Genomic DNA, 20013 nt, shown 5'->3' with positions numbered 1-20013 from the left:
GAGTTAGAATTTATAGTTTACCTGTACAGCAAAGTTTCTCGGCTGAATCTGATCAATGTACCCTCCTCTGAAATAAGAATTATATCCTACTGAATCAAAGATATTATTGAAGAACCCTCTTAATCCTAATCCATTTTTGAAGGAATATCCTATCTGGGCATCTACCGTAGTATATTGCGGCATGAAGAAAGGTTTTTCTCCTGGCTGAGTTCCATTCACATGGCCATTTTCTGTATTGGTATATTGTTGTTTATAGTCATCCACTGGTCTTTGTCCAACAAAATAGATTCCGGCTCCTACGTCAAGACCTGTTAACATGCCTGTATCGAATTTATAATTCAACCACGCATTAGCAGAATGTTTAGGGGTATTAATAGGTGCTGAACCATTCACAAATGAAGGGCTGTCTTCATATTGCGCATCCACATAAGCCCATCCTGTCATCACTTGTAGGTTTGGAAGAATTTTACCTATCAATTCAACTTCAACACCCTGTCTTTTTAAGTTACCGGCAAGGGCATATTTTCCGGTAGGATTTCCGCCATCAAGAAGTTCATATGATAAATTATCTGTCTTGATATCAAAAAGCGTTACATTAAATCTTAATCTTTCATTCAACCAGTCTGATTTAATTCCAGCCTCCCATTGTTTTGTAGTAGATGCTCCTACAGTTCCTCCGCTGAACAATACATTATTGGAACTTCTCAGCGCTGTAGTGCTTGTATAGGAACCAAATATGTTCATATTTTCAATCGGAGAAATCATAATCCCCAATGAAGGATTCCATGCGTAGTCTTTTTCTTTATCTGAGCCAATGAGTCTGCTGTAACGAACTCCTAAATGAGCTTTAACATACTTATTAAAAGTAATGACATCCTGTGCCATTAACCCCATTGTAGGTGCTACTGTATTAATAGCGTTAGCTGTTGATAAGTCTATATTAACTCCTGCAGGAAGAATATTGTTAATTTCATTCAGGACATTGATCTGGTCAACATCTTTTGCTTTATATGAAGTCGTTGTAACATTAGATTCTTTCCAGTCAAAACCTACCTGAAAAGTATGTTTCATGAATCCTGTCATGACATCAGCTCCAATAAAATCGAATTGAAATACTTTATTTAAATCCTCTCTATCAGATCGGGTTAATGTTCTGTTACGGAACTCTGTCGGGTTATCTCTCTTTAAAGGAGCGAGTGCTGCACCTACAATTTCAGTCTGATAAGATGAGCTCATATAAGCCGCTCTTAATCTCAATTTCTCAGTTAGCTTTCTTGTAACTGTTGTTGAGAAGTTGAATGTTTCGGTCTTTGCATTATCTGTAGAAAATCCAAGGAATTTTCTTCCCGGCATTTTGTATATTGCCTCAGTATCTCCTTTGGCAAGGTTTACAGTTCCTCTATCCGGTGTTGTATTGTTATGCATATAATCCATTTCCACCACAATCTCAGTTTTATCGTCCGGGCGGATGGCAATGGATGGATTTACGTAAATACGCTCTGTATTAATAAATCTTCTGAAGCTATTATTATTTTGGTAAGCTGCATTGAGTCTGACAGCAACTTTCCCCTGAGAATCTAATACTCTCTGAAAGTCAACTGTTGGTCTATAGAAATCCCAGCTTCCATATCTGAAACCAACATTCGTCTGATTGATAAATTTAGGAACTTTAGTAACCACATTAATCACTCCACCTGCAGAACCTAAACCGTCACCTATTCCCTGTGTTACAGCAGCAGATCCTTTAATTATCTGAATACTTTCTATTCCCTGCATATCGGTAAGCATTCCTGCAGTACGGAAATCAGAATCCATCTGAACTCCGTTCTTTAAAACCGGAACTCCCCTATATCCTCTGATGGACATACTTTCTCTGGTTCCACCGTAGCTACCGAATTGAGTTACTCCAGGAACATTCTTTGCAACGTCTGTAACCGTTAACCCTCCTAGATCCTCAATTACTTTATGGGAGATTACTGAAATACTCTGAATCTGATCTCTGGTTTTTAATGGCAATCTTGTGATTGTCTCCAAACCTTGCGGCTGCTTTTTTCTTTCACCGAATAATTCTACTTCGTCAATTTCCTTCGACTTTTTAATAGAATCATTAACTTTCTGTGCATTTACAAAAACCCCACCTAATACAAGCAGAGAAAAGGATACTACTTTATTCATCTGATAATTTTTTGCAAAATTATTATTTTTATTAATTCTAAATAAATAAACAACAGTGACATATGTCACCTGAAAAAGAAGTATTAATATCAGATCATTAATCCTTCAGCAGGACTCTTTAAAATCCCTGAACAGATCCACTCTATCATTAAGGGTAATCTCCTTAACACTTTTTATGATTATAGAAAGTACAATGCAAAAAAAAGCAGATTTGATAGTTTTCAAATCTGCTTTTGATCGTTTTGATTCCGTAAAGCAATCCCTAAAAAAATCCGTCCCTAAAAAGGAACGGATTGTATAATCATTGCAAAGTATGCATTTATCACACTTTAATTTCAACGTCTACACCTGAAGGAAGTTCTAATTTCATTAGAGCATCAACAGTTTTAGAAGAAGAAGAGTAGATATCCATTAGTCTCTTGTGAGCTGAAAGTTGGAACTGCTCTCTTGCTTTCTTGTTTACGTGCGGAGATCTCAATACTGTGAAGATTCTCTTATTCGTTGGCAATGGAATTGGACCGTTTACAACAGCACCAGTAGCCTTTACCGTTTTTACGATTTTCTCAGCAGACTTGTCTACCAAGTTGTAATCGTAAGATTTTAGTTTTATTCTGATTCTTTGTGACATTTCTTTAATTTAAAAATTAACCTTTTGCTTTAGCTATGATTTCTTCAGCAACGTTTTGTGGAGTAGCTTGGTACTTCTCTAATTCCATAGAAGAAGTAGCTCTTCCTGATGAAAGTGTTCTTAGAGTAGTTACATATCCAAACATTTCAGAAAGTGGAACAGAACCTTTGATTACAACAGCTCCATTTTTCTCTTCCTGACCACTGATAGTACCTCTTCTTTTGTTAAGGTCACCAATGATGTTACCCATATATTCTTCCGGAGTTACAACTTCCAGCTTCATAATAGGCTCCATAATTACTGGCTTAGCAGCACGTCCCGCTTCTTTAAATCCTAATTTAGCAGCCATTTCAAATGAAAGAGCATCAGAATCCACCGCGTGGAAAGATCCATCTTTAAGAGTAACTTTAATACCTTCAACTTCGAAACCAGCCAAAGGACCGTTCTTCATTGCAGCTTTAAATCCTTTTTCAATTGCAGGAACAAATTCTCTAGGAACGTTACCACCTTTGATCTCATTGATGAATTCTAAACCAACTTTACCTTCGTCTGCAGGTCCTAGTTCAAATACAATGTCAGCAAATTTACCTTTACCACCAGATTGTTTTTTGTAAACTTCTCTGTGTTGAGCAACTTTTGTTAAGTTTTCTTTGTACTCTACCTGAGGTTGTCCTTGGTTTACTTCAACTTTGAACTCTCTCTTCATACGGTCAACAATGATATCTAAGTGAAGCTCACCCATACCAGAGATAATCGTTTGTCCAGAAGCTTCGTCAGTTCTAACCGTAAACGTTGGATCTTCTTCAGCCAATTTTGCTAAAGCGTTACCCATTTTATCCTGGTCAGCTTTAGTTTTAGGCTCAACAGCGATACCAATTACCGGATCAGGGAAAACCATCGATTCAAGAACGATTGGGTTTTTCTCGTCACACATTGTATCACCAGTTTTGATAGACTTGAATCCTACTGCTGCACCAATATCACCAGCTTCAATATATTCTACTGGGTTTTGCTTGTTAGCGTGCATCTGATAGATTCTAGAGATTCTTTCTTTATCTCCTGAACGAGTGTTCAAGATATAAGAACCAGCATCCAGTCTTCCAGAGTATGCTCTGAAGAATGCTAATCTTCCCACGAACGGGTCAGTAGCAATCTTAAATGCTAGAGCAGAGAAAGGCTCATCTACAGATGGCTTTCTTGTAATTTCAGCATCTGTTCTTGGGTCAGTACCTTTGATATCATCTTTATCCAATGGAGAAGGAAGGTATTTACATACTGCATCCAACATAAACTGTACTCCTTTATTCTTGAATGAAGAACCACAAGTCATTGGGATAATAGATAAATCAATAGTAGCAGCTCTCAATGCAGCATTGATTTCTTCTTCTGTAATTGAATCCGGATCTTCGAAGAATTTCTCCATCAAAGTTTCGTCATATTCAGAAACAGCTTCTACTAGTTTCTCTCTATATTCAAGAACTTCATCTTTCATATCTTCAGGAATTGGCACTACTTCGAAAGTAGCTCCTTGTCCTGCTTCATCCCAGATGATCGCTCTGTTTTTAATTAAGTCAACAACACCTTTGAAATCTTCTTCAGCACCGATTGGTAAAACGATTGGAACTGCGTTAGATCCTAACATTTCTTTAACCTGGTTTACCACGTTAAGGAAGTCAGCACCTTGTCTGTCCATTTTGTTTACGAATCCCATTCTTGCAACTTTGTAGTTGTCAGCAAGTCTCCAGTTTGTTTCAGACTGAGGCTCTACTCCATCTACTGCAGAGAATAAGAATACCAATCCATCCAATACTCTTAAAGATCTGTTTACCTCTACTGTGAAGTCAACGTGTCCCGGTGTATCAATGATGTTGAAGTGGTAAGGCTTAGTATCAGCTAGAGGTTTTCCTTGATCTGTTGGAAAGTTCCAAGAACAAGTGGTCGCTGCAGAAGTAATAGTAATACCTCTTTCTGCTTCCTGCTCCATCCAGTCCATTGTAGAAGCACCATCGTGAACTTCACCAATTTTGTGGTTTACCCCTGTATAGAATAGAATCCTTTCTGTAGTGGTAGTCTTACCTGCATCAATGTGAGCAGCGATACCAATATTTCTTGTAAATTTAAGATCTCTTCCCATTTCAGATTAGAATTTGAAGTGTGAGAAAGCTTTGTTAGCTTCCGCCATTTTGTGAGTATCAGATTTCTTTTTGAAAGCAGCACCTTCTTCTCTTGAAGCAGCTACAACTTCGTTAGCTAATTTCAAAGCCATAGACTTATCATTTCTAGCTTTAGAATATTTGATTAACCATTTCATTGCCATAGAAATTTTTCTATCAGCTCTGATTGGCATAGGGATTTGGAAGTTAGCTCCACCTACTCTTCTAGAACGTACTTCTACGTGAGGCATTACATTTGTAAGTGCATCTTTCCAGATTTCAAGTGCAGTTTTTTCGTTATCTCCTTTTTTAGTTTCTACGATCTCTAATGCATCATAGAAAATTTTAAATGCGATTGACTTCTTACCGTCAAGCATTAAGTTGTTTACGAATCTCGTTACCAATTGATCATTAAATTTAGGATCTGGTAACAACGGTCTTTTTTTCGCTTTTGTCTTTCTCATTGCTTTTGTACCTTATTTAATGATTATTTTTTCTTTCCTTTTGCAGGAGCAGCAGCTGCTTGTCCTGGTTTAGGTCTCTTAGCTCCGTACTTAGATCTTCTCTGAGTTCTTCCATTTACACCAGCGGTGTCTAATGCACCTCTTACGATGTGGTAACGTACTCCCGGTAGGTCTTTCACCCTTCCGCCTCTAACCAATACTATCGAGTGCTCCTGAAGATTGTGTCCTTCGCCCGGGATATAGGCGTTAACTTCTTTACCGTTAGAAAGTCTTACCCTTGCTACTTTTCTAAGTGCAGAGTTAGGTTTCTTAGGTGTAGTTGTATATACTCTCGTACATACACCACGTCTTTGTGGACAAGAATCTAGGGCAGCCGATTTGCTCTTCTTGGCAAGCGTGGCTCTTCCTTTTCTTACTAATTGTTGAATAGTAGGCATTTAATTGCTTTTTATTTTAGGGTGCAAAAATAGTAATATTTTTTTAATCTGCAAACTCTTATATAAAAATTAAAATCAAATACTTACATCCGAAATGAAACACATTTCATGAGTATCATTATAGAAGTACAATATACATGCGGAAAACAAGCAGGAAAAATAGATTTTACAGTCTAAAAAATGAATATTAAATAATTATGAAATTTATCTGTTTCTGATTTTTAATATTTTTTTCTTCAAAATAGATTCCGGATTTACTGCTTTAATTTTAACTCAAGATCAATATAAGGTAGTTTTGAATCCATTCAATCATGGTATCATGTTGAAGATGCAAGAGAATCAGTATATAAAAAATACCAGAAAAAATAAGATATGAAGATTTTATCGGGTTATTATTGAATGAGATCTCTCCGGAATCATTTGTTTTTAAAAGTGATGTAAAAACAATAAATAATAATGTAGAATAAATATAATTCCATCTCATCCAATCAATTCCAAGATAATATAAAGGAGTTACCCAAAGAAGGCAGATCACATTGCAGAAAAGATAGCTATAGAATGATTCTTTTTTAAACAAATAAATATAAAGTCCCATTTGAAATATCATGATAAGGAGCTCAATAGCATGAACCAGAAACGATAATTTGTACTGAAGAACATAGTTAAAATCAAAATAATATTCCAGATCAAAAATATTCTCTTTCTGAAAAACCACTCCTCTGCTTTTCAGGATCGATAAACTTTCTCCTTCGTTCACATTTCCACCCAAAAAATAGATAATACCAATATTGGCAAACGCAGCTACTGCTATAGACAGCATGTATTTAATATTAATTTTTTGCCACTTGGAATAATTAATCCATAATAAAAAGGGAAGAAAAAAAAATCCGGCCTCGTGTATGAAAAGAAAAATGATATAAAAAATCCATAATAACGCATCATTAAGCTTAGATTTTTTCACAAAAGAATACCAAAGCATTATAAGAATTAAGATGATTTCTCTTCTCCCGGCATTTCTCACAGTCAATGCAGGAAATAAAAGAATATAAGGTGAGGCCATGATGCTCAGATAAAAAAGATCAACCTTATATTTCTTTAGGTATAAAAGCATCCCGTACAAAATCCCTGACAACCCCACGATCTGAAGAATAAAGATTTGAAATTGTAAATTCAATCCCGTTACATCCTGTATATAAAAAAACATATCTCCCAAAAGACCTCTTCTTTTGAAACCGCCATCAGTATAATTGATCAGCCAATCAGAAATTGTCCAGGCTGAAAATGGCTCTTCAGCTTTCAGATATAACGCAATAAAAACACCAATATAAATCAGTACAATTCCAATACTGAAATATTTAACCAGTGATCTTCCTTTATTTTCAGGTATATTGATAGGGGTGTCAAAAAGCATAAGAGTATATAATTTCTGAAGTCTGTTTTAAATAAGCACAATATTAATACTTCCAAACTATATTTAAAAACTTTCTTATAGTTATGATCTATTAATAATCAGTGGAGTTCGGCACGATATTTCGTAAATTTGAGATATACAAAATGATAAACTATCAATCACATCAAAAAAGCTTCCTCCCATACTTAATGGAAGCAGTGATTGTATCTAACCTTAAAAAAATAAATATATACATATGAAAAATGCTAGTATCATTGGCCTTAAAGAAGCCGATTGCAAAAAGATTTCAGAAAAATTAAACGTTTTATTGGCTAACTATTCTGTATTCTATCAGAATACCAGAGGTTCTCACTGGAATATTAAAGGAGAACAGTTTTTCACCCTTCATCCGAAGTTTGAGGAATTGTACAACAGCCTTGTATTAAAGATTGACGAAATTGCAGAAAGAATCCTTACGTTAGGAGCTACCCCTGCACATAACTATTCAGATTACTTAAAGGTAGCAACCATTAAGGAAAGCAAAGAAGTAACTGACGGCACCAAAAGTGTTGAACAGATTCTAAGCTCATTCAAAGTGGTGATTGATTTGCAGAGAGAACTTTTAGATATCACAGATGAAGCTGGAGATGAAGGTACCAACTCGCAAATGAGCGACTATATTACCGAGCAGGAGAAAGAAGTTTGGATGTATAACTCTTATCTTGGGAAGTAATTATATTTAAACTCTTTTAAACTTTTCCTTAAATAAGGTATGTCATTTTTTGTAACAGCATAAAAATTGACATACCTTATATGAGGATTTCTAAAATCACTCATTTTCCATTTTCCAACCAAAACCCAATTTTGGGGAATTTGACTTACAAACCATTCTGGGTATATTACAGCAATTCGCGCATTTTTACGGCAACTTAATTCTTCCATAAAATATGAAAAATCATTCCCATCAGGGTTTTTATATTTGTATTTTGCAACATCTGTACTTCCCAATCCATACATATCTAAAACTTCAATATTCGTAAAATAAGTGATTGCGCCAATATCATTTGCTACAATTGTTTCAGAATAATAATACTTTTTTAAAAACTGTGCGAGCTTATATTGGTTGTAGTAAAGATTTTTAGAATCAGTATATAAAACCGGATGATACCAATACATTTTGAATAGTCCAAAAACTACCGAGTAGCCTACAAATAAAAAAGCAAAAAGCTTAGGAATAGAGAAACCTGAAGTTTTAAAATAAAAATCACAAATTTTAACTCCAATAAAAAGATAGGCAATCATCAAATAATTTTCATATCTAAATGTCATTATTCCAAAAATGAGCTGCCCATAAGAAGTAAGCAAAATTATGATTGGCAATGCTTCCATTTCAAGAACTTTTTGAAATTTTGCATGTCTATATCTGGAAAAAGCATACATTAAATAAAATATACTGAAAGGAAACAAATACTTAATATAATCCACAATCAAAAACTTGCTTTTCAATATTTTTATAAAGCTTTCCACATCTGAAACATGAAAATTACTTTTGACAAGTACTGAATTTGGGAAAAACAGCCCTCCCATAAGAAGAGAATATAATCCATACATAATTATAGGGAAAAACCCGACAAAACCCATCAATAAGCCCTGTCTAAATTTTTTCTGACCTACAAAAACAAAAATAACGGCAGAAATGAAGAACACACTTTCAAATCTTACTGCTCCGAGAAAAAAAACGACTATTAATAAATGTGAGAAAGCCTTCACATCTCCTGAAGCTAATTTATTATAAAAAATAAAAAACAGAACTATGAGGAATATATGAATAGTATGCTCCATTCCTAATATAGAGGAAAGATAAATCATTGCTAATGGCTGCAACAGAAAAATAAAAAACAGAGCAAACTTCTTTCCATATTGAAGGGCAACAAAATTGGCTGCGTAAAAACTTGTTAAAACTCCAAACGTAAGATTAATAAACAAAGGATAATAAGATGAATCCCCAAAAACTTTTATTAAAAGGCTCAAAAATAAACTATATAATATAGATGAAGATGCCGGATCAAATGAATTGGAGTTGATAGAAAATAAAAACTTATCAGCTATATTTTTTGCTACCTCCAAATGAATATAAACATCATCAACAGGATAAAAATAGCCTACACCTTTTGGCAAAGAAAGAATCTCCGAAACTAAGTAAAAAAAATAGCCTAATAGAAAAACAAAAACACTTATAAATCCGTATTTTTTCATTTTACTGCCTAAATAAATATAGAAAACAAAATTAAATTATTAAATTTTATTACAAAAAAATCTGCATTACCCTTTAATTCAATACCCGACAACAATTTTCATAACATTACCATGCAGAATACTGTTGTAAAATTATATATATAGGCCAAACTCTCAAATGAGCGACTATATTACCGAACAGGAGAAAGAAGTCTGGTGCACAATTCTTATCTTGGAAAGTAACTCCATCAAAAAGCATGGAAATATTTCAAAAAAATCGCCTTACATTTAGGGGATTTTATTTTTTATTTTTATATTTGCGTTAAAATTACACATATTATGAACGACGTCAGATTAAACTCTATCCTTGATAATGATTTCTATAAAATAACCATGCAGAATGCTGTGGTAAAGCTATTTCCGGGTTCTATTGTAAAATATGAATTTATCAACAGAGGGAAGCACCACTTCCCGGAAGGGTTTGATGCTGCTTTAAGAGAAGCTGTGAATAAAATGGCTGAACTTAAGCTTACGAAGGATGAAAAAAAATTCATGGCAAGAACATGTCCTTATATAGATCTACCCTATCTTGATTTTTTAGAAGGCTACCATTATGACCCATCTGAAGTAAAAATTCATCAGGAAGGAGGCGATCTTTCCGTTATTGTGGAAGGACTTTGGTACAGAACCATTCTTTGGGAAGTTCCACTACTTGCATTAATCAGTGAGCTGCATTACGAGATGAACCACATGGAAAGAGATTCCAACGAAGTGGTGATGAGCAAAACAATCGAAAAGGCTGACTCATTGGGTAGACTTGGAGTAACATTTGCAGAATTCGGAACGAGAAGAAGACATTCTTATAAGGTTCAGAATCTGGTAATGGAAGCTTTAACTCAGAAAAAAGAATCTACATTTATCGGAAGTTCAAACGTTCATTTTGCAATGAAGTACGGCGTAAAACCAATCGGAACGCATGCTCATGAATGGTTTATGTTCCACGCAGCCGAATATGGATTCAAAATGGCCAATGAAATGGCACTGGAACACTGGGTAGACGTCTATAGAGGCGATCTTGGAGTGGCCTTGTCTGATACTTATACTACCGATGTTTTCTTCCAACAGTTCGACAAAAAATTTGCGAAGCTTTTCGATGGGGTTCGTCATGACAGTGGTGATGCTTTAGAATTTGCAGATAAAACCATTGCCCACTATCAAAGAAACGGGATTAATCCGATGTTTAAATATATTATTTTTTCCGATGCTTTAAATCTTGAAAAAGTAGAGGAAATCACCAATTACTGCAGAGGAAAAATTGGCATCTCATTCGGAATCGGAACCAACCTTACCAATGATGTAGGATTGAAACCAATGAATATCGTAATGAAACTCATCGGTGTACAAGCTCCCAATAAAGAATGGATTCCTACGGTAAAACTTTCAGATGAACATGGTAAATATACCGGAGATCCAAAGATGATTGAATTGGCAAAAGAATTTTTACGAATTAAAGATTAATAACCTCATCAGAACAATTAGATATAAACCTCGAAGTCATCGAGGTTTTTTGTTTTTATCATCACTTAAAATTCAGTTTTCAAAAATCTAAAAGGATTTATTATATTTATCAAAATAAAACAAGATGAAATCAAGAACATTACTCCTTGCAGGTCTTCTCATATCAGCTTTTTCCTTTGCTCAGGAAAAGAAAGCAGAAAAGCCTAAATATAATCAGGATCTGGCCACTTCTTTAGGAGCTGACAAATATGGAATGAAACCTTATACGATTGTCATGCTGACATCAGGTTCTGCTAAAATTGAAGACAAAGCCAAAATGGGAGAACTCATGAAAGGCCACATGACCAATATCGGCAAACTGGCAGATGAGGGCAAAATTGTTGTTGCCGGACCTTTCCTTGAAAAGAATAAGGAAAACTACCGCGGTATGTTTATTTTCAATACTAAATCTAAGGAAGAAGCTGAACAATGGGTAAAAACCGATCCTGCGGTTCAGGCTGGTGTTTTCAGCTATGAAATTTTCCCTTGGTATGGTTCAGCAGCGTTACCTTTGTATCTAAAGCATCACGATGAAATCTCAAAAGAAAATCCTTAAAGTTTTTTACTGTGAAAAAATATATTTCTATCTTCCTTATAATTTTCTTCCAGGGCCTTTTTGCCCAAAAGGACATCAATACTATTGATGTTTCTACTGTACAAATCAGAATATTGAAGCACTACAAAAATTCGGATTCTATTCAAAGGAATAAAGTATATGCAGATTCTATTTACACTCCGTATCAAAAGCTATGGAATGGATATCTGGGAAATTCTGACAAAGTGGTACAATGGCTCAACGACAATCAGTCTCAAACAGATAACTGGATTGAGAAAAGCAAATATGTGAATGGAAAACAAATCACCCAATCTCTTCAAAAGTTTTCTAAAGACATGAAAACTCTGACCGGTTACGATGTCAAGGGAGACTGGTATATATTATTTGGTCCCGCGTGGACTGATTTAGGAGGACTGGGCAGATACGCGATGGTGATAGATTTATCTCACGAAAACAATAAGTCTTTAGAAAGTATTGAGCAAATTTTACCTCATGAAATTACCCATCAAATTATGATGAAAACAAACAAGCATGATGACAGAACTGCACTGGAACCTATAATCGGAGAAGGTTTTGCCGTTTGGATTAATCAAAAATACTGGAAGAAAAAATATACACTTGCACAACATCTTGGCTATACAGATCAAGAATTAAAGCTATGCGAAAAAAACATGGAACTGATTAAATCATTTTTTGAGAAAAGTAAATTTTCAGAAGATGCCAACATTATAGATATCTTCAGGAGCAGAGAGACAAAACTTAATGAAAAACTTCCCGGTGCAATAGGATATTACATCGGCTACAAAATTATTGAACAATATATATTAAAGAATGGCAAAGACTCCTGGAAAGATGTTTTCATAAAGTCACCTCGTGAAATTTATGAAAAAAGTGGGTTCTGATTATTTAGTGTCCTATTAAACCTGAATTCTTACGTTAAGCAGTAACTTTAAAAAGAAAATCCTTAATAAATAAAAAATCCCTCAGTTGAGGGATTTTTTTCTTAATCAAAACAGATATATGGTTTTCTTGGTGGATAACAGCAATAAGGATTGCTGCAGAATGTATATCCTGCCGGACAGCCTCCATCTACAGGTGTTTCACAAGCCAATGCTGCACCACCTAAAACAGTTTTTAACTCTTTTCTGTTTAAGCTTTTTAAATTTTTCATGATTAATTTAGTTTAATTTGATTTCCTACTCTTTAAGATTTTCGGATTCCTCTTTATTATTTCTCTTTACCTGGAAATAAATATACAATTTATTTTTTAATACACTACATTTCAAACAATTATATGTTGAAATTTGAGAAATAAAAAAGAGACTGTCTTTTGTGACAGTCTCTTTTTACAGTTATTATTTTAAATTAAAAAATATCGCTGCCTATTGTATAGCCATTTGTACCATTTATTTTTTTAACTGCATTATTATTAAATCTATATTTATTATAAATACCAATATTTGGAATATATCTTAAAATATTACCTTCCCTCATATAAATCTTATTGGTATAATTATCCTGTTTAAGATCATTATCAGGTGTCAAGTCTGCTCCACGTTCTACTGTTGATAAATTGCTTGGGCTCACAGTAGCAATTTCACCACTGGTAATATTAAATAATCCATAAAGTGTCATAGGGCTTTGGATATATCTCAATTTGTTTTCAAACATAAAAAAGATTTGGTTGGTCGCAGGATTTCTAACAAAATTACCATTGACAAGATTTGCCGTATTGGTATAATCTAATCTCACCTGATTATCAATTAAATATTGATCGATATAAGCTTTCAATTGAGCTTTCTTCACAGGATCTTTAATGAGCTCATAAAGAGGAACCAAACCATTGCTTCCAAACTCTACCAATACCGCATTCGTTGGTGTTGAACTGTTCTGCCAACTGGAAATATTAATTTTAGGGTTCGCCTGATCAAGGTTCAGCTCACCTACCAAACTCTTAGACGGATCTCCTCCTCTTGTTTTAAAGGATAGTTTTCTGGAAAAGTTTTTATTGGATTCTGAAGTATCTACGTCGTTATCAACATTGGCATCAAAAATACTTTTTACACCCACTTTAACACCCACTCTGGCTGCCTTTTCACGGCTTTGATTCGTTGTTTCAGATTGAAACATTACATCTAGCTTGGCACCGGTATAAATATCTACCGCAACATGGGTTCCATAATCGTTTACAATCTGCGCAGGGCTGTTGTTCTGTAGATCACTCGTAAACTCCGGAGTCAAATAATCTGATAATAAAACAGGAGTAGCATTAAACCTGAATCTTCTTTGTTTAATTAAAAGATTATAGCTTCCATAAATATATTTAGCATCAAATTTATTGGTTGTAGTGTTACTCACCGAAGAACTAAAAGTAACAGAAATGAGCTTTTTAAATAAAGAAAATCCAGCTGTTGCCCCTACCTTCGTAGATACCATTTTTGAATACGCTTCTGCATTTTCACCATATTCTTCAAGATATTCCTGAGAAAATACATTATCAGTAATCAATCTTCCGGCCTGTTCGTTTTTGAACTTTTCAAGATCAATTACCTGATATCCTGAGGAGTTTGAATTTGCATATTCTCCGGTTGCGTTATAACCATATCCTAAGATGTCATAAGCGCCATCACCAGCAAATTTAGCAAAATTTCTCCCTGAGCTTTTTTTTGAGTTTTCATTTTGGTTAGAATTTTCAAATTCTTCAGTAGAGCAAGATGTTAAAAACAGCAAAACAATACTGGTAAAAAAGAAACTTAGTTTTTTCATATTTTTATTTTAAGTACACAAACTTAATTCTTTGCATTCAAAACCAGAATGACATAAATCATAAATAAGGGAATTAATAGATCGTTAGCAATAGAAAATCACAATAATTTATCTCTCTTTGAATGGAAATAAACACACATTCAAACACACAACCAGTTTTATTTCAAAATGTTACACACAAATTGAATTAAAAATTCAAAACATATTTCTTTTATCAATGAATTAATTTAATTATTTTAGCTTATAGCAACTCAACTCACTTATTAATGATGAGCGGGTTACAACAAACCAATACCATAATTAAAAATTAAACTCATGAAAAAATTAAACATTACAAAACTTTCGAGAACAGAACTGAAAGATGTATTTGGTGGAACACTCTATCCGGCAGAATGTCCGGGAGGATGCCATGGTGAAGGCATGATCAGATGTCCTGACGGTACTACCACAATGACTAACTTTATATGCATGGGAGGAACCTGCCAACCGGCAGCCATGTGCAAGCCACTGGTTCTTGAACCTTTTCCTGATCCGATAATCATCACTCCATAATCAGAATGAACAATACATAAAGTGAGCTTTCCGGCTCACTTTTTTATTATCTTTAAGTAAACAAAACCATCATGAAAACCATTGAAGAAGTTCTTAAAAAACTGGATGAGATAATTATCTGGTGCAAGGAAAACAAAAGCCCTGCGGGATATTTTGCCTGTACCTACAGAATCATGACCGCCCAGGTTCTGAAAGGAATTCAGCAGAAAAAATTTGAAGATAATCCCAGAATGACATTGCTTGATATTGCTTTTGCACAAAGATATCTTCAGGCATGGGAAAGCTATAGCAAAGGAGAAAGATGTACCAACTCATGGTATACTGCTTTTGAAGCCACTAAAAACAAGAATATTTTAATATTACAGCATATATTTCTTGGTATGAATGCTCACATCAACCTGGACCTCGGTGTTTCTGCTGCTTCTATTATGCCTTACCGGAAAATAAATCCTCTGAAAAAAGATTTTGAGAACATTAATAATGTCATTGCTTCCATTAATCAGAACGTACAGGATTCTTTAAACAAAATCTGCTATCCGGTGGATCTTGTTGACAAACTCTCCAACGGAAAGGATAATGCTGTACTTGATTTCGCCATATCCAAAGCAAGAGACACTTCCTGGGCAACAGCAATCATCGCCTCCAATACTCCGAATTTCCTGAGAGAATCTGTGATTGGGATTGTAGATTACGCCGCCGCTAAAGTTGCAACCCAAATTCTGAACCCGAAGATCCTAACTCCTGCTCTTCTAAAAGAGCTTAAAAAATGTGAAAGCAGCGATGTGGTGAAGAATATTGAAATTTTAGAAGCTACAAAAAAAGCATAATAAAAAGGCCGGGATCTTCCTCACGGATCCCGGCCTCATAATGAACAAAATAAAAGAAACTATATTGCTTCCTTATGCTTTTTACAGTAGGCATAATGGAAAATGATAGGTAGTATTGTAAATGACAGCAGCATACAGACAATCAGCCCGCCTACAATCATAATGGCTAAAGGTTTCTGAATTTCAGAGCCCATTCCGTTGGACATGGCTGCCGGAAGAAGTCCCATAGATCCCATAAGGGCAATCATCACCACAGGACGGATTCTGCTTTTTACTCCCTGTGCTATGGATTCTTTAAGTGACATCCTGTTTTGTAGGTTTTCTTTCATGACTCCAATCAGAACGATACCGTCTATGGTTGCCACTCCGAAAAGGATAATGAAACCGATTCCCGCTGAAATTCCGAAGATCGTTCCCGTAAACCAAAGGGATAAGAATCCTCCGATAAACGCGAATGCTAATGTAATAGACGAAATGAGCGTGTCTTTTATATTTCCAAAATTGAAATACAACAGCATCAAAATAAGAACTAAAGAAATCGGCACAACCATTGCCAGCTGTTTTGCGGCTCTTTCTTTACTTTCAAATTCTCCGGCCCATGTCATTTTATGATTTTTAGGAAGTTTTACTTCCTTATCTACTTTCATTTTAGCCTCCTGAATCGTACTTCCTAAATCACGTCCTTCAATATTGAATCCGACACCAATGTATCTGCTGTTTCCTTCACGGTAAATAAATGATGGTCCGGTATGATAATCAATGGTTGCAATTTCTTTCAAAGGGACTTTTTTATTATCCTGAGTCGGGATCAGAATATTTCCCATCTTTTCAGGGGTATCTCTGTAATCTTTTTCAAACCTAAGCATTACGTCAAACATTCTTTCTTCTTCGTAAAATTTGGTGGCAGCCTGTCCTCCGATTGTCATTTCGATGACCGCCTGTGCATCTGCTGTAGAAACACCATATTTTGCCATTTTGGAATCGTGAAGCTGTATTCTCAACTCCGGAAGTCCGATATTTTTGAAAACATTCACATCCGATATTCCCGGAACTGTTCTGATAGAGTTGGCTACTTTATTAGCATAATTTTCAAGTTCGAAAAGATCATTTCCAAAAATCTTAATCACCAACGGAGCTTTCACTCCTGCCACATACTCTTCCACATTATCCTGTATCGGCTGGCTGAATCCAAAATTGATACCCGGAAATTTTTCAAGGGAAATTCTCATTTCTTCAAGGAGTTCTTCTTTGGAAATGTTTTTCTTCCATTCATTTTCCGGCTTCAGCTGTATATTAAATTCGATATTAAAAAATCCGGTGGGATCGGTTCCGTCATTCGGACGACCTGTTTGGGTCATCACAAATTTCACTTCATCATACTTCATGAGAATCTCCTTCATCTCTTTGGTCAATCGTACAGATTCATCCAGGTTCACACTGTTTGGCAGGGTTGCTCTTACGTAGATCGCACCTTCGTTCAGTTTCGGTAAGAATTCAGATCCGTAATTGGAAAATCTCCATCCGCAAACAGCAAGCAAAGCAATGAAACCAATGATAAATCCTTTTTTATGACGGTCACTGAATTCGTAAATTCTGTAGATATTAACTCTGAAGAATCTTGAAATAAAGTTTTCTTTTTCTTCAATATTTTTTGTCAACAAAAGTTTACACATTGCTGGAACATAAGTCAAACTTAAGATCAATGATCCTAATAATGCATACCCTAGTGTAAATGCTAATGGTGAGAACATTTTTCCTTCTACTTTCTGGAAAGAGAAAATCGGCATCAGAGCAACGATCAGAATCAATAGGGCAAAGAAAATATAACTTGCCACACTTCCTGCGCTTTTCTTGATGATCCCCAGTTTTGAAATTTTATTGAATCTCCGTAGTCCAATCTTTTTCGCTTTAAGCTCAAGAGCGACAAAGACATGTTCTACAATCACCAATGTTCCTTCCAGAAGCAACCCAAAGTCAAGTGCTCCCATAGAAATCAGGTTGGCCGGCAATCCCTGAATTTTCAGCATAATAATAGCAAACAGGAAAGCCAAAGGAATTACTGACGCAACAATAAAAGTTGTTCTCCAGTTGTAAAGGAAAATAAACACAATAATGGAAACCAGAATGACTCCTTCAATAAGGTTTTTGGAAACAGTATGAACCGTTGTGTTCACAAGTTCTGTACGGTCGATGATCGGAACAATCTGTACGTCACCGGGAAGTTCTCCCCCATTCAGTTCTTCTATTCTGTCTTTCAGTCTTGCAATGACTTCACTTGGATTTTCACCTCGAAGCATGATCACAATTCCTTCTACAACATCATTTTCTTTATTGTAGCCTACCTGTCCCAATCTCGGTTTCGCAGAAACTTTTACTTCTGCTACATGTTTCACCAGAATAGGCGTAGAACCTTTTACCTCGATCTGAATATTCTCAATATCTTCTTTTTTCTCCAAAAGACCAATCCCCCGCACTACATAAGCCTGATCACCTTTTGCCACTACATCTCCTCCTACATTGATATTACTCTTCGAAACCGCTTCATACACATCCAGGGGGGAAAGGTCATAATTGTGTAATTCCGTAGGATTAATTTTTATTTCATATGTTTTCTCTTCTCCACCAAAGCTTACCACATCTGCTACGCCGGGAACAGCAAGCAATTCTCTTTCCACTACCCAATCCTGAATAGCGGTTACTTCTTTGATGGGAAGTTTACTCTTGATTATATATCTGTAAATTTCACCTGTAGCTCCAGAAGGAGGTTCAATACTGTATTCTGCTCCGGCAGGCAGCTCCACATTTCCGAGTTTATTGGAAGCATATTGCTGGGCATAAAAATCATTCACATGATCATCAAAAATCACCGTCACCACAGACAATCCGAATAAGGAAATAGAACGCACCGAAGTTTTGTTCGGGATGGCATTCATTTCTTTGGAAATGGGTAAGGTGACGAACTTTTCTATTTCTTCAGCACTTCTTCCCGGCCATTGGGTAATGACTCTCACCCTTGTATTGGTAACATCCGGAAATGCTTCAATCGGCGTATGCATATAGGAATAGATTCCTCCGGCCAGCAAAAGAAAAGTCCCTAAAAGAACAATCAGTGAGTTTTTTAAAGAGAAGGAAACTATATTCTGTACAAATTTTCGCATTACTTCGTAGAATTATTTAATTGGTTTTTCAGGTTTTCATAAATCAATAGCCCGTTGGAAGCAATGACATTTTCACCTGATTTTAAATTGCCTTCTACATAAATATACTGGCTGTTGGAAGCAATTTCTGTTACGGGTCTGATCTCAAGTTCACAATCTTTTTTATACACCACTACATAGCTTTGGTTGTTATCAAAGATTAAGGCTTTCGCAGGAATAGCCAATGCGCTTTTATTTTGTGAATTCACGGGCAATACAACATCTGCAGACATTCCCGGTCTCAGCTTCATTCCGTTATTATCCATAATGATTTTGGCCTTCAATACTCTTTCATTTTCATTAAAAACCTGAGAAATATTGTTGATTTTCCCTGAAAAACTATCATCCGGATAAGCAAGCGTTTTTACTACTACCGGCTGATCTACATAGACATGTCTCATATTGGTAGCATATACATTGGCCATTACCCAGACTTTATCCAGATTGGAAATGGTAAACAGTTGATCTCCTCCTGCAGTCACAGGCATTCCTTTAGAAATATTCTTTGAAATTACATATCCGTCTGCCGGGGCTTTTATCTGAATGGTATTTCCTCCTGCTGAATACAGCTGCATATTTTTCTGTGTTTTGGAAATATTAGATTGCAAAATGGCAACTTCCGAACGGGCTTCCTGTAAATCTTTCTGAGAGGCAATGTCATCTTTATACATGGCTTCTACAGAAGACAACTTTCTTTTCGCAACTGCCAGCTGAGCCTGCAAGGTCTGGGTGTCATCCTGCATTTCATTCACAGCTGTACTCTTTACGCTTGCCAACGTTTGTCCTTTTTTCACATAATCACCAAGTGAGAAATAGGTATCCATCACGACTCCGTCCACAAGACTCACAAAAGGAACCGTTTTATCAGAATTGCTTTCCACTTCTCCGGTAAGCGTAATACTTTCTTCTATGGGAAGCAGTTCTGTTTTGGCCAGTTTAATATCTTTCTTAAGTTCTTTGCTGATGCAGTAGCCTTTTGGGGCTTCTTTATTTTCCTGTTTTCCGGCACAACCTGTAAAAATGATGAGGGCAGACAGATAAGCTGCAGCAGTGTATTTAGTAATATTTTTGTTCAT

General features: G+C 35.6%; 17 protein-coding genes. 6 read left to right on the top strand and 11 right to left on the bottom strand.

Annotated features, from left to right (window positions below):
- Window positions 1–3: 3 nt before the first annotated feature.
- From REB14_RS14885 to REB14_RS14860, 6 genes are all read right to left on the bottom strand, one after another.
- Window positions 4–2175, bottom strand: coding sequence for a TonB-dependent siderophore receptor (locus REB14_RS14885; protein ID WP_079240232.1), 2172 nt, complete (start codon window positions 2173–2175; stop codon window positions 4–6).
- Window positions 2176–2497: 322 nt separating this feature from the next.
- Complete coding sequence (gene rpsJ / locus REB14_RS14880; RefSeq protein ID WP_002661363.1) at window positions 2498–2803, bottom strand: 30S ribosomal protein S10; 306 nt, start codon at window positions 2801–2803, stop codon at window positions 2498–2500.
- Window positions 2804–2819: 16 nt separating this feature from the next.
- Window positions 2820–4937: an elongation factor G gene (gene fusA / locus REB14_RS14875; RefSeq protein ID WP_079240231.1), complete on the bottom strand. Its 2118-nt coding sequence runs from the start codon at window positions 4935–4937 to the stop codon at window positions 2820–2822.
- A gap of 6 nt (window positions 4938–4943) precedes the next feature.
- The gene (gene rpsG, locus REB14_RS14870) at window positions 4944–5420 is read right to left on the bottom strand and encodes a 30S ribosomal protein S7 (RefSeq protein ID WP_034694654.1); all 477 of its coding nucleotides are present in this window, start codon (window positions 5418–5420) and stop codon (window positions 4944–4946) included.
- 23 nt (window positions 5421–5443) lie between these two features.
- Window positions 5444–5857, bottom strand: a complete 414-nt coding sequence (gene rpsL, locus REB14_RS14865; RefSeq protein ID WP_002983146.1) for a 30S ribosomal protein S12 — start codon at window positions 5855–5857, stop codon at window positions 5444–5446.
- Between the two features lie 268 nt (window positions 5858–6125).
- Window positions 6126–7268 carry a hypothetical protein gene (locus REB14_RS14860; RefSeq protein WP_309522544.1) on the bottom strand — a complete coding sequence of 381 codons (1143 nt, stop codon included), beginning with the start codon at window positions 7266–7268 and terminating at the stop codon, window positions 6126–6128.
- A 235-nt stretch (window positions 7269–7503) separates the two neighbouring features.
- On the opposite strand from REB14_RS14860, the gene REB14_RS14855 reads away from it, so the two are divergent.
- Complete coding sequence (locus tag REB14_RS14855) at window positions 7504–7980, top strand: Dps family protein (RefSeq protein ID WP_079240229.1); 477 nt, start codon at window positions 7504–7506, stop codon at window positions 7978–7980.
- Here the strand turns inward: REB14_RS14855 and REB14_RS14850 are convergent.
- Window positions 7965–9503, bottom strand: a complete 1539-nt coding sequence (locus REB14_RS14850; RefSeq protein WP_079240228.1) for a hypothetical protein — start codon at window positions 9501–9503, stop codon at window positions 7965–7967. The genes REB14_RS14855 and REB14_RS14850 overlap by 16 nt on opposite strands.
- A 318-nt stretch (window positions 9504–9821) precedes the next feature.
- On the opposite strand from REB14_RS14850, the gene pncB reads away from it, so the two are divergent.
- The 3 genes from pncB (at window position 9822) to REB14_RS14835 (ending at window position 12497) form a co-directional block, all read left to right on the top strand.
- Window positions 9822–11000, top strand: a complete 1179-nt coding sequence (gene pncB, locus REB14_RS14845; protein WP_034694646.1) for a nicotinate phosphoribosyltransferase — start codon at window positions 9822–9824, stop codon at window positions 10998–11000.
- A gap of 124 nt (window positions 11001–11124) precedes the next feature.
- The gene (locus tag REB14_RS14840) at window positions 11125–11595 is read left to right on the top strand and encodes a YciI family protein (RefSeq protein WP_309522543.1); all 471 of its coding nucleotides are present in this window, start codon (window positions 11125–11127) and stop codon (window positions 11593–11595) included.
- 11 nt (window positions 11596–11606) lie between these two features.
- A complete protein-coding gene (locus REB14_RS14835) occupies window positions 11607–12497 on the top strand; it encodes a gliding motility protein GldB-related protein (RefSeq protein ID WP_079240226.1) in 891 nt (296 codons plus the stop codon).
- Between the two features lie 101 nt (window positions 12498–12598).
- Here the strand turns inward: REB14_RS14835 and REB14_RS14830 are convergent, their stop codons facing one another.
- Both REB14_RS14830 and REB14_RS14825 read right to left on the bottom strand, forming a co-directional pair.
- A complete protein-coding gene (locus tag REB14_RS14830; protein WP_158521334.1) occupies window positions 12599–12766 on the bottom strand; it encodes a bacteriocin-like protein in 168 nt (55 codons plus the stop codon).
- A gap of 194 nt (window positions 12767–12960) precedes the next feature.
- On the bottom strand, window positions 12961–14361 hold the full coding sequence (locus REB14_RS14825) for an MAC/perforin domain-containing protein (RefSeq protein ID WP_079240225.1): 1401 nt from the start codon (window positions 14359–14361) through the stop codon (window positions 12961–12963).
- A gap of 315 nt (window positions 14362–14676) precedes the next feature.
- Here REB14_RS14825 and REB14_RS14820 point away from each other — a divergent pair, with 315 nt between their 5' ends.
- Window positions 14677–14913, top strand: coding sequence for a hypothetical protein (locus tag REB14_RS14820; protein WP_309522542.1), 237 nt, complete (start codon window positions 14677–14679; stop codon window positions 14911–14913).
- 71 nt (window positions 14914–14984) lie between these two features.
- Complete coding sequence (locus REB14_RS14815) at window positions 14985–15740, top strand: DUF5995 family protein (RefSeq protein WP_079240223.1); 756 nt, start codon at window positions 14985–14987, stop codon at window positions 15738–15740.
- A gap of 59 nt (window positions 15741–15799) precedes the next feature.
- Here REB14_RS14815 and REB14_RS14810 read toward each other — a convergent pair whose 3' ends face one another.
- Together REB14_RS14810 and REB14_RS14805 are read right to left on the bottom strand one after the other, a co-directional pair.
- On the bottom strand, window positions 15800–18898 hold the full coding sequence (locus REB14_RS14810) for an efflux RND transporter permease subunit (protein WP_309522541.1): 3099 nt from the start codon (window positions 18896–18898) through the stop codon (window positions 15800–15802).
- On the bottom strand, window positions 18898–20013 hold the full coding sequence (locus tag REB14_RS14805; protein WP_309522540.1) for an efflux RND transporter periplasmic adaptor subunit: 1116 nt from the start codon (window positions 20011–20013) through the stop codon (window positions 18898–18900). The genes REB14_RS14810 and REB14_RS14805 overlap by 1 nt, the downstream gene beginning before the upstream one ends.

The organism is Chryseobacterium metallicongregator (assembly GCF_031324065.1).
Classification (GTDB): domain Bacteria; phylum Bacteroidota; class Bacteroidia; order Flavobacteriales; family Weeksellaceae; genus Chryseobacterium; species Chryseobacterium metallicongregator.
The sequence above is the reverse complement of the archived record's forward strand: the minus strand, read 5'-3'. Positions and strand labels throughout refer to the sequence as shown.

What these genes read in the sequence shown, in the direction of transcription:
- REB14_RS14885 (WP_079240232.1), bottom strand. Translation starts at nt 2,175, where the DNA reads ATGAATAAAGTAGTATCCTTTTCTCTGCTTGTATTAGGTGGGGTTTTT.
- rpsJ (WP_002661363.1), bottom strand. Translation starts at nt 2,803, where the DNA reads ATGTCACAAAGAATCAGAATAAAACTAAAATCTTACGATTACAACTTG.
- fusA (WP_079240231.1), bottom strand. Translation starts at nt 4,937, where the DNA reads ATGGGAAGAGATCTTAAATTTACAAGAAATATTGGTATCGCTGCTCAC.
- rpsG (WP_034694654.1), bottom strand. Translation starts at nt 5,420, where the DNA reads ATGAGAAAGACAAAAGCGAAAAAAAGACCGTTGTTACCAGATCCTAAA.
- rpsL (WP_002983146.1), bottom strand. Translation starts at nt 5,857, where the DNA reads ATGCCTACTATTCAACAATTAGTAAGAAAAGGAAGAGCCACGCTTGCC.
- REB14_RS14860 (WP_309522544.1), bottom strand. Translation starts at nt 7,268, where the DNA reads ATGCTTTTTGACACCCCTATCAATATACCTGAAAATAAAGGAAGATCA.
- REB14_RS14855 (WP_079240229.1), top strand. Translation starts at nt 7,504, where the DNA reads ATGAAAAATGCTAGTATCATTGGCCTTAAAGAAGCCGATTGCAAAAAG.
- REB14_RS14850 (WP_079240228.1), bottom strand. Translation starts at nt 9,503, where the DNA reads ATGAAAAAATACGGATTTATAAGTGTTTTTGTTTTTCTATTAGGCTAT.
- pncB (WP_034694646.1), top strand. Translation starts at nt 9,822, where the DNA reads ATGAACGACGTCAGATTAAACTCTATCCTTGATAATGATTTCTATAAA.
- REB14_RS14840 (WP_309522543.1), top strand. Translation starts at nt 11,125, where the DNA reads ATGAAATCAAGAACATTACTCCTTGCAGGTCTTCTCATATCAGCTTTT.
- REB14_RS14830 (WP_158521334.1), bottom strand. Translation starts at nt 12,766, where the DNA reads ATGAAAAATTTAAAAAGCTTAAACAGAAAAGAGTTAAAAACTGTTTTA.
- REB14_RS14825 (WP_079240225.1), bottom strand. Translation starts at nt 14,361, where the DNA reads ATGAAAAAACTAAGTTTCTTTTTTACCAGTATTGTTTTGCTGTTTTTA.
- REB14_RS14820 (WP_309522542.1), top strand. Translation starts at nt 14,677, where the DNA reads ATGAAAAAATTAAACATTACAAAACTTTCGAGAACAGAACTGAAAGAT.
- REB14_RS14815 (WP_079240223.1), top strand. Translation starts at nt 14,985, where the DNA reads ATGAAAACCATTGAAGAAGTTCTTAAAAAACTGGATGAGATAATTATC.
- REB14_RS14810 (WP_309522541.1), bottom strand. Translation starts at nt 18,898, where the DNA reads ATGCGAAAATTTGTACAGAATATAGTTTCCTTCTCTTTAAAAAACTCA.
- REB14_RS14805 (WP_309522540.1), bottom strand. Translation starts at nt 20,013, where the DNA reads ATGAACAAAAATATTACTAAATACACTGCTGCAGCTTATCTGTCTGCC.